This window comes from Agriterribacter sp. (assembly GCF_035444585.1).
Lineage (GTDB): Bacteria > Bacteroidota > Bacteroidia > Chitinophagales > Chitinophagaceae > Agriterribacter.
In genome coordinates this window covers 1-10,025 of record NZ_DAOMOZ010000179.1, presented here as the reverse complement: position 1 = coordinate 10,025, position 10,025 = coordinate 1, and the positions used below count along the sequence as shown (strand labels likewise).

The 10,025-nt window shown below is 44.2% G+C and carries 9 protein-coding genes; all 9 read left to right on the top strand.

Translation table 11 applies throughout. From position 1 onward, the window contains the following. Positions 1-1,765, top strand: a 1,765-nt coding sequence (locus PLH26_RS16595; RefSeq protein ID WP_324587150.1) for a hypothetical protein, incomplete at its 5' end; no start/stop codon positions are given. Beyond that, on the top strand, positions 1,710-3,101 hold the full coding sequence (locus tag PLH26_RS16590) for an O-antigen ligase family protein (RefSeq protein ID WP_324587149.1): 1,392 nt from the start codon (positions 1,710-1,712) through the stop codon (positions 3,099-3,101). The genes PLH26_RS16595 and PLH26_RS16590, both read left to right, overlap by 56 nt. Continuing rightward, on the top strand, positions 3,067-3,999 hold the full coding sequence (locus PLH26_RS16585) for an NAD-dependent epimerase/dehydratase family protein (protein WP_324587148.1): 933 nt from the start codon (positions 3,067-3,069) through the stop codon (positions 3,997-3,999). The genes PLH26_RS16590 and PLH26_RS16585 overlap by 35 nt, the downstream gene beginning before the upstream one ends. Further along, positions 3,999-5,096 carry a glycosyltransferase family 4 protein gene (locus PLH26_RS16580; RefSeq protein WP_324587147.1) on the top strand — a complete coding sequence of 366 codons (1,098 nt, stop codon included), beginning with the start codon at positions 3,999-4,001 and terminating at the stop codon, positions 5,094-5,096. The genes PLH26_RS16585 and PLH26_RS16580 overlap by 1 nt, the downstream gene beginning before the upstream one ends. Positions 5,097-5,133: 37 nt before the next feature. After that, positions 5,134-6,279: a glycosyltransferase family 4 protein gene (locus PLH26_RS16575; protein WP_324587146.1), complete on the top strand. Its 1,146-nt coding sequence runs from the start codon at positions 5,134-5,136 to the stop codon at positions 6,277-6,279. 186 nt (positions 6,280-6,465) lie between these two features. Then, on the top strand, positions 6,466-6,771 hold the full coding sequence (locus tag PLH26_RS16570) for a GIY-YIG nuclease family protein (protein WP_324587145.1): 306 nt from the start codon (positions 6,466-6,468) through the stop codon (positions 6,769-6,771). Positions 6,772-7,058: 287 nt separating this feature from the next. Next, the gene (locus PLH26_RS16565) at positions 7,059-7,616 is read left to right on the top strand and encodes a WcaF family extracellular polysaccharide biosynthesis acetyltransferase (RefSeq protein WP_324587144.1); all 558 of its coding nucleotides are present in this window, start codon (positions 7,059-7,061) and stop codon (positions 7,614-7,616) included. 17 nt (positions 7,617-7,633) lie between these two features. Beyond that, a complete protein-coding gene (locus PLH26_RS16560; protein WP_324587143.1) occupies positions 7,634-8,380 on the top strand; it encodes a glycosyltransferase family 2 protein in 747 nt (248 codons plus the stop codon). A gap of 365 nt (positions 8,381-8,745) precedes the next feature. Next, positions 8,746-9,861 carry a GDP-mannose 4,6-dehydratase gene (gene gmd / locus PLH26_RS16555; RefSeq protein WP_324587142.1) on the top strand — a complete coding sequence of 372 codons (1,116 nt, stop codon included), beginning with the start codon at positions 8,746-8,748 and terminating at the stop codon, positions 9,859-9,861. Positions 9,862-10,025: the final 164 nt, after the last annotated feature.

Genomic DNA, 10,025 nt, shown 5'->3' with positions numbered 1-10,025 from the left:
CCAAACTGCTGTGCGTTTGACTGACGAACTGGCTGTTAACTGGAACTATTATATTGAGCTGCCAACGCTTAGAGTGGGGGCGGCTACTGCCCAAAAAAGATATACCGATCCTGCTGAAATATTTCCGTCACTGATCACCTATGCCAATACACATCCACAATTACCGGCCGCCACGGTATTGATGCAGGTGCAGAACAAGCCCGTGCAGGCGGGCTTCGACCGGTCCTCACCCTATGTCACGGCGAAGAATCTGCCGGACAAATATTATCTCAGCAGTAAAAACGGCAAACCCATTCTATACAACAATAAAAAATGGCTGAACCCATTTTCCTCAATGGAACTGGTGGAAAAGGATGCCCTTACTTCAGCCTTTTACCTTAAACAGCTAGGACGCCACTTAACCCGCAAAATAAACATGATCAACGAAAATGGGGAATGGTTTGGTCACAAATGGCCGCAGCAGCTTCTGGAGCAGAGCCCTGAGGTAACGGCATGTCTAAAAAAGTCAGGAATGGATTATGAAGGTTTCAATGGCTGGATGCTGAACCGTTTTGATTCGGTGTATAAAGCTGCCATCCTTAACAATATTCCCTGGAAAAATGTTGCCTTCACCTTTTATAATGTTAGTGCATATAACAGTGCCTATTGGCCCCAATACAATGAGCGGATAGGCACCAATAGCTTATTTAATGGCACACCCCGCTCCACCCCGGCTTTTTACCCGGCCCGGCCCGACAACTGGCGCATATCTTCAGGACCATTGAACGGATACGGAACGGTAGCAGCGGGCAGGAAGAAAGAAATGGCTTTGGGTGTAAAGTTTTTCGCGCCTTTTATCAGTGCCGGCTGGAACCTGGAGGAAAAGAATATCCGCCCGGCTCAATGGCTCGGACTACTGAAATCTATGGTGATGCTGGGAGCAGATTTCTTTCATGTAGGCTATTTCAACGTAACCGGTTCCACCGGTTGGCCCAATGGTAAAGGGCCTAATGATCCCAGGGGTTATATCTACCAGGCTGCCATGCCGGCTTATGCCCAGGCTATGGCTTCGCAGGTATGGGAATTCCTGGATAAGGGAGTGTTGCTGGAAGATCCCCTATCAAAAGAGCAACGTATGCCTTTTGCTTTCGCCGCTTCATCATACAATCATCTGGCACTGGTGCGTAAATGGGACAAAAAATACCTGATTTACGGTTCCCTCCAACCTAACTCCAACTATAAAGGAAATACCGCCATAGAAGCCAGTACCTCGATCACGCTGGAGGGACGAAAAATAACCTTCAACATCCGACGACAGGGAAGCATGTATGTGTTGGATCTTTCCGGGAACGACCCCGTATTTTACCAGTTGGATGGCTGGCATCAGTATGAGCATCCATGGTACTGGTCAGATAACTTTTTTGTCGAGTCCGAAAGTACGCACGATAATGTACAAAGAATTACCGATGCAGGGGTGGGGGATTATACAAATTTCACCTCTTATATCCGTTTGGGTGACAACCATACGGTTAACTACAGAGTACAAGGCAGGGAGGAAAAAAACGTTTGGCAATCGCTGCTTATCAGGTGCAGAAGAAAAGAAGGCATTCCTGTTATACATATACAATATGGCGGGTTCAATAAAAAGGTAGATGTTTCGGACGAGGAATGGACCGAAATCAAGATTGCTCTCAATCAGTTAACCCCTGCGAACGATAAAAATTGGGTTATTGGGGTCGGCAATGGTACAGCAGATATTGATTACCTGGAATGGCGTGCAAAATAAAATGGATAACCGGGGGTTATATACAGAGAAAAGAATAAACTGGCTGGTGGTTTTTACCATCTTTGCAACAGCCTATGCATTCTTTAGAACGCCCTTTGAGTTTTATATATTTTACATCCCCATACTTATCATTTTCCCCTATTTTTTTAGGCACTTCAACTTGGGGAAAGGGTATTTGTGGATTATATTGTCACTGGGAATTGCCGGTATATTTAGTGTATTGACCGGAACCAATACCCTGGATAATTTTTTAAAAACATACATCAGTATTTTTTTTATTTATTCCTTTTATTATTATGCCTTTGCATTCAATGGATTTAAAGTCGAAAAACTCTTCGGGCTGTACGTAAAATTTGCTTATGTGGTAGTATGGATTGGCGTATTCCAGTTCGCCAGCGCGCTTATAGGCTTTACGCCCGGGTATAATTTCAAATGGTTTTTAAATAAATGGACACTCGTTTTTTCAGAAGGATTATTGCGGGTAAATTCGATCGTATCGGAACCTTCCCAACTGGCATTTGTATTGGCTCCCGTGCTCTTTATTTCCATCTATAATCTTATGAATAACCAGGTTTTCATGTTTTCAAAAAAGAAAGCTTATTTATTCATCATCATTTCGCTGCTCACTTTTTCAACTCACGCTTACATTATTATATTGTTCAGTATTGCCTTTATTCTGCTCCGCCACATCTCGCTGCCTAAAACAATCATTTTGTTGGTGTCTTTGTTTTTTGCTTTTACCTATATATATGCCAACTTCGACCTGGTACGAAAAAGGGTAGATGATTCACTCTTGATAGTTAAGGAATATGACAGAATTCATGATCGGGTTTTTTTAATGAGGCTTAACAGTTCTTCTTTCGCTTTACTAAACAATTATGTTGTAGCTATCGAATCATTTAAAAAAAATCCTGTCTTCGGCGGCGGACTCGGCTCTCACCCGGAGTCATTTGATAAATATTCATTAACGAAATCGGTTCAGCTTCCCTTCGAGGACTTCAATAAAGCAGATGCGAATTCTTTATTTCTGAGGCTGACTTCAGAAACGGGACTAATGGGGATAACCATATTTCTCGTTTTAATCTTTAAGTTCCGATTCGGTGATTCGTCAAATATGAAACGCTGGATCATTAGCCACAGCATTCTCGTAATGATGATAGCCGGCTTTTTAAGGGAGGGCCATTATTTCCATAGTGGCGTACCTTTCTTCATTTTCGCTTATATTTTTAACTACCGGCAGGGACAGAAAGAAAAAGAGAAGCAGGTACAAAAACGAAAAATTTTAAACACAACAGATAAACATGAGGTACATATTAATTACGGGGGGAGCAGGTAATGTAGGCAGCAGCCTCGCAGGCTTATTGGTTAAAGATCAGAATAATTTTGTGGTGGTGGTAGATGATCTGAGCACAGGCTCCATAGAAAAGCTTCCGCCCAAAAGTGTTTCAAGCTTTAAATTTATAAGGGCCGATGCCAACAGGTTCGATGAGATAGCCCCTGTTATGCTGCATTACTCTTTTGAGTACGTTTTTCATTATGCCGCGGTGGTGGGTGTGCAGCGTACACTGCATATGCCGATAGCGGTGCTGGAAGATATAGATGGCATTAAAAACGTACTTTCTCTTTCCAAAAGCACCAGTGTTAAAAGGGTATTTTTTTCCTCTTCTTCCGAAGTATACGGAGAACCATTTGAGATACCGCAAAAAGAAAATACCACACCCCTGAATTCGAGATTACCGTATGCCATTGTAAAAAACTTGGGAGAGGCCTACCTGCGCTCTTACCAGCAGGAATATGGGCTTGACTATACCATATTCAGGTTCTTCAATACCTACGGACCAAACCAGAGCACAGATTTTGTGATCGCTAAATTTATTATGGCGGCCTTACACAATGAGGATATCCCCATTTACGGTGATGGTTTGCAAACCCGGACTTTTTGCTATATAGACGACAATATTGAAATTGCGAGGCTTGCCATTGAAAAGGACTTACTGGTTAATGATACCATTAACGTGGGCAGCAATCTGGAAATAACTATTGCCAACCTTGCAAAACGGGTAATAGAAGTGCTGGGCTCATCTTCAAAGCTTATTTACTTACCACCGCTGAAAGAAGGGGACATGAGAAGAAGGTGCCCCGACAACAGTAAGATGATGAGTTTGCTTGGACGTGAGTTGACTTCCCTGGACAAAGGAATTGTATTAACGGCTGCAGCCATGAAAAATAAATAATGAATATTCTTGTTTTATATACCCGGTTTTCAGCATACATAAATGCATCTTTTTCTCATTATGCAGAGCTGCATCATTCAAATGTGCATGTAGTTAAATATGCAACAGATAAAAATTCTCCTTTTCAGCTTAAGAAAAGTGTCTACCTCTCGTTTTATAACCGCGATGAGATTGACATGAAGGCTTTGATATCCCTCATACAACAAAATGATATTAAAGTAGTGATCTCTGCGGGATGGGCCGATAAGCTGTATATGAAAGCTGCCAAATGGGCACACGCTAACAACTTGCTCACCATCTGCATTGCAGATAATCAATGGATGGGAACATTAAAACAGCGCCTGCTCACGTTCATCAGCCCATGGGTTTTAAAAACACGATTTGACAAAATGTGGATCCCTGGAGTGTATCAATTTGAATATGCAAGGAGACTGGGCTTTGCGCGATACAATATTATGCTGCGCTATTATACGGCAGACACGAACCTGTTCATATCGCATGCAAAGACCAATGTGCCAAAGCGATTTATTTATGTTGGCAGGCTATTGGAAATTAAGGGCATTGAGGTTCTGCATAAAGCCCTTAATGCAATGATACCCTATCTAAAGAAAAACAATTGGAGCTTTCTTATAGTGGGCAACGGCAATAAAAGAGAAGAGTTTGAGCAAATGGCATTGGCACATGATTGTATAGAATACTATGCATTTCTCCAGCCACACGAACTGGCGGCCAAAACTGCTGATGGAGGCGTATTTGTACTGCCCAGCAATTACGATGCATGGGGGGTGGTAGTACATGAGTATGCTTTGCTTGGCAGCCCTTTATTGTTGTCTGAAGCGGTAGGATCACGTTCTGCATTCTTGATTGACGGATTCAACGGGAAAGTCTTTGTAAGCGGATCATCTGCCAGCTTACAACAGCAATGCATTGCGTTTATGGACACCACGCCGGATAACCTGAATGAAATGGGAAAGCGAAGCCAGGCATTAGCCTCAGGATATAGTCTTGACATTTGGGCAGCAACTTTAAAAAATTCAATTGACGATTATTTCTCAGGGGTAAAGCACAACCCCTTAAAAAGAACAAAGTACCAGTAAGCAAAAACGTTCTATTGCCCTAACCTGTATTTAAATAATGACCCCAAAAAAGATCATGCTCTTCACAGACTGGTACGAACCCGCCTTCAAAGCCGGCGGTCCCATCCGTTCCTGCGTGAATTTTGCAGCGCACATGAAGGAGGATCATGATATTTATATTTTCACCGGCGACAGGGACCTGGGTGATGAACATGCTTATCCGCAGGTTGAAACCAATCGCTGGATAAAGCGGAATGGTGTTCAGGTTTGCTATGCTTCCCCCGGCGCGCTGAACTGGGAAAATATCCTGGTGCAGGTACAGGATATTAAGCCCGACTATATTTACCTGAACAACATGTATTCCAGGTATTTTACCATTTACCCCTTGCTGATGAAAAGGCTGGGCTTTATTAAGGCTAAAGTGGTGCTTGCTCCGAGGGGAATGTTGCAACAGGGCGCCATTCAGTTTAAGTCGGGCAAGAAGAAGACCTTTTTGGCTGCGTTGAATTTTTTGGGTGTGTCTAAATATATTCATGCTCATGCCACAGATGAGCAGGAGAAAAAAGATATTTATACCTATTTGCCCAGCGTAAATAATGTAACGGTTATTCCAAATTTTTCACCTGCAGCTCAGCCCGAGTTAACTTATTTAAAGAAAAATAAAGGAGAGATCAGGGCTGTTTTTATTTCACGGGTTGCTCCAAAAAAAAATATTTTATTTTTCCTGTCTCTGCTGTTTCAGCTGCCTGCAGCCACACAGTTGGATTTTACGATCAGGGGCGCCGTAGAAGATGAACAATACTGGCAACAGTGCATTGATGCTGCAAAAGCGTTGCCCGAAAACATTTCCGTGCAGTATGAAGGCCCGGTAAACAACAATGAAGTAACCACGGTAATACAACAACATCATCTTTTTGTGTTGCCAACGCTTGGCGAAAATTTCGGTCATGCCATTTTCGAGGCTTTGAGCGCCGGCCGGCCGGTGCTCATTAGTGATCAAACGCCCTGGCGCAATTTGCAGGAACAGCATGCGGGATGGGACCTGCCGTTAACAGATGAGAAAGCTTTTGTGCAGGTGTTGCAGGAAGTGGCTGATATGGATGATGAAGCTTATCAGCAGTGGAGCGCCGGGGCGTGGCAGTATGCCAAAAATTTTACGGAAAGCGCTAACCTGAAGGAAAAGTATAAGGAGTTATTCAGTTAAAGGCCCGTCTTGCGAGGCGTGAACCAATTCCGGAAGTTAGAACAACTACACACGCCGAAGCAAGCCCATTGAAGCGAAGCGGAGTAGAAAGCCGGTTTAAAGAAAGGTAATCCGTCTCACATCCGGGAGATTACTTCGACCCTGTAACATGTTCATATAGTACTTTAATCCCGTCGGGGTCTCGTAATGACGTTTGCAAAAGGCGGATTCGTTTATATCATAACCAATAAACACCATACGGTACTATATACCGGGGTTACCAGTAACCTTGCAGCGAGGATAAGGCAACATAAAGAAAAAAAGTACCCGAAAAGCTTCTCAGCCAGGTATAATACAGATAAATTAATATACTATTGCTTCTTTCCAACCATTATGGAAGCCATTGAGGAAGAAAAAAGGATCAAGGCAGGAAGCAGGGCAGCGAAAATAAGATTGATTGAAAGTATGAACCCCGAATGGAATGACCTGTGGGAGGAGATAAAGGCATGGTGATAAAAAAGGAACGTCATTGCGAGACGTAAATGCATGCCAGAAGTTAAAAAGAATTATACACGTCGAAGCAAGCCTATAGAAGCGAAGCGGAAGATACAGCCCAACGAAACGGATGTAAAATTTTGAAAACTACACACACCGAAGCCCATAGAAGCGCAGCGGAGTAGTAAGCCGGTTTAAAGGAAAGTAATTAACCTCCGAATGAAGAGATTACTTCGACTCTGTAACATACCCACACAGTATTTTAATTCGTTCAGGGTCTCGTTAGATAAAAATTATACACATCAATGTCCCGCACTGATCACAGCACATACAGTAACAACTGGTACAAACAAAGTATAGGAGCCGGTAAAATAAAACAGGCACTTTGGTATTTTACCAATGTAATTTTTTTCATTAATCCGCTTAACCCGTTGTCGGGTTTGAAATGCTGGTTGCTGAAACGCTTTGGCGCAAAACTGGGAACGGGTGTGATCATAAAACCGGGTGTAAACATCAAATACCCCTGGAAACTGGTCATTGGCGACCACTGCTGGATTGGTGAATCGGTTTGGATAGATAATCTTGGTAAAGTAACACTGGGCAACCATGTTTGCATTTCCCAGGGAGCCATGTTGCTTACCGGAAATCATAACTATACCAAAACGAGTTTTGATCTAATGATAAAAGAAATTATACTTGAAGATGGCGTTTGGATTGGGGCAAAAGCCACGGTTTGTCCCGGCGTTACTGCTTTTTCACATGCCATGCTCAGCGTAGCATCGGTAGCGACAAAAAACCTGGAAGCTTATAGCATTTATTCGGGTAACCCGGCCGTAATGCTTAAACAAAGAGTGATAACGTAGAAAAGAATTTTATCGGCATGAAAATCTCCCTTATCACCGCCACCTACAACAGCGCCTCTACCATACGCGATACACTGCAATGCATACAGGAGCAGGATTATGCGGATATTGAACATATTGTAGTAGACGGGGGATCGGCAGATGATACTTTGCGCATTGTTGCCGGGTTCCCGCATATAGCCAAAGTCATTTCCGAGAAGGATGAAGGCATTTATGATGCCATGAACAAGGGCATTGCAGCAGCCACCGGCGATGTGATCGGTATTTTGAATTCGGATGATGTGTATGCCCGCAACACGGTTGTTTCAACCATAGCCCGGGCTTTTAACAATCCCGGCGTTCAGGCGGTTTATGCCGACCTGCAGTTCGTGCAGCGCGATGATTTACATAAAGTGGTACGCACCTGGAAGGCGGGCAAATACAATAAACGAAGCTTCTATTACGGCTGGATGCCACCGCATCCTACTTTTTTTGTACACCGGAAAGTATACGACAAGGTAGGTCTTTTTAATTGCAGCCTGCGTTCGGCAGCCGATTATGAGCTCATGCTGCGCATATTGCTGAAGCATGAAATACCGGCCGTGTACATTAATGAAGTGATCATTAAAATGCGGGTAGGCGGCGTAAGCACGGCATCCTTAAGGAACAGGTTAAAGGCCAACAGCCAGGACAGGCTGGCCTGGAAAATAAATGATCTGGATCCTTATTTCTTTACTTTGTACATGAAACCGCTGCGAAAGCTGGGACAGTTTTTGAAGCGATAGCAGGAACCCATGGGGTTTGTGAAGGAGAAACTGCAGGGTGGCAAAGCCTCATAGGTTGAACAGAGGGGAAGAGTATTTCAGGAAATGTGGAAAATGTTGCGGTCGGTACGCGACGAAGGAGCGTCAGACCGCATAATAGTTGCAGGGTACAGGGGAGAAGCATCAAAAAACAGATCACCAGAACCAAACTTGCAGACGCTTCGTACCTCGCCACGACGAGCAGGCTCAGGATGACAAACAACAGTAACGCTGTTGATCATTTAAAATGGAGCCGGATCAACAACCCACTGCTCGTCACCCTAACGCAGGAAGGGTCTAATTATAAACCACAAACTTACAAACCATAAATCTACCTATATCCCATCATGAGTAAAACCGCGTTAATTACCGGCATTACCGGGCAGGACGGCGCTTATTTAGCCGAACTATTGCTATCAAAAGGATATTTCGTGCACGGCATCAAACGCCGCAGCTCACTGTTCAACACCGAACGGATAGATCACCTGTACCAGGATCCGCATGAGCAAAATGTGCGCATGAAGCTGCATTACGGTGATCTTACCGATTCTACCAACCTCATCCGCATCATACAGGAAACCCAGCCGGATGAAATATATAACCTTGCGGCCATGAGCCATGTGCATGTAAGCTTTGAAACCCCTGAATATACGGCCAATGCCGACGGACTGGGTGCCCTGCGCATACTGGAAGCCGTTAGGTTCCTGGGGCTGTCGCAGAAAACCAGGGTATACCAGGCATCCACTTCCGAATTATACGGACTGGTGCAGGCGGTGCCGCAATCGGAAACAACGCCTTTCTATCCGCGGTCGCCTTATGCCGTAGCCAAGTTATATGCCTACTGGATCACCGTAAATTACCGCGAGGCTTATAATATCTTTGCCACCAACGGCATCCTGTTCAATCATGAATCACCATTGCGGGGCGAAACATTTGTTACGCGAAAAATAACACGCGGAGTGGCAAAGATCGCCCTGGGCATGCAGGATAAGATATATCTCGGTAACCTCAATGCGCAGCGCGACTGGGGCCACGCCAAAGATTACGTGGAAGCCATGTGGCTGATACTGCAGCAGGATAAACCCGAAGACTATGTAATTGCCACGGGCATTACCACCCCCGTACGTGAATTTGTGCGCATGGCATTTGCAGAAGTGGGAATAGCAATAGCTTTCAAAGGAACCAACGACAAGGAAACAGGCGTGGTGAAATCCTACAGCAACCCCAATTACCAGTTGGAGCCGGGTAAAGAAGTGATAGCTGTTGATCCCAAATATTATCGCCCAACGGAAGTAGACCTGCTGATCGGCGATGCCACCAAAGCCAGAACCAAACTGGGCTGGAAACCAAAATACGACCTCCCGGCACTGGTAAAGGAAATGGTAGCCGCCGACGTTGAGCTTTTTAAAAAAGAAAAGCTTTTGAAAGAAAGCGGGTTTGCAGTGAAGAATCAGTACGAATAGATTGAAGCACCAAGAACCAAATCACAAAAAGCAAAACAAATTCGAAATCTAAAGCGCGAAATCCGAAGAACCGCGAACCCAAACCATAAACAAAAAACTATAAATAATATCCTTGAACACACACGATAAAATATATGTTGCCGGTCACCGGGGAATGGTGGGTT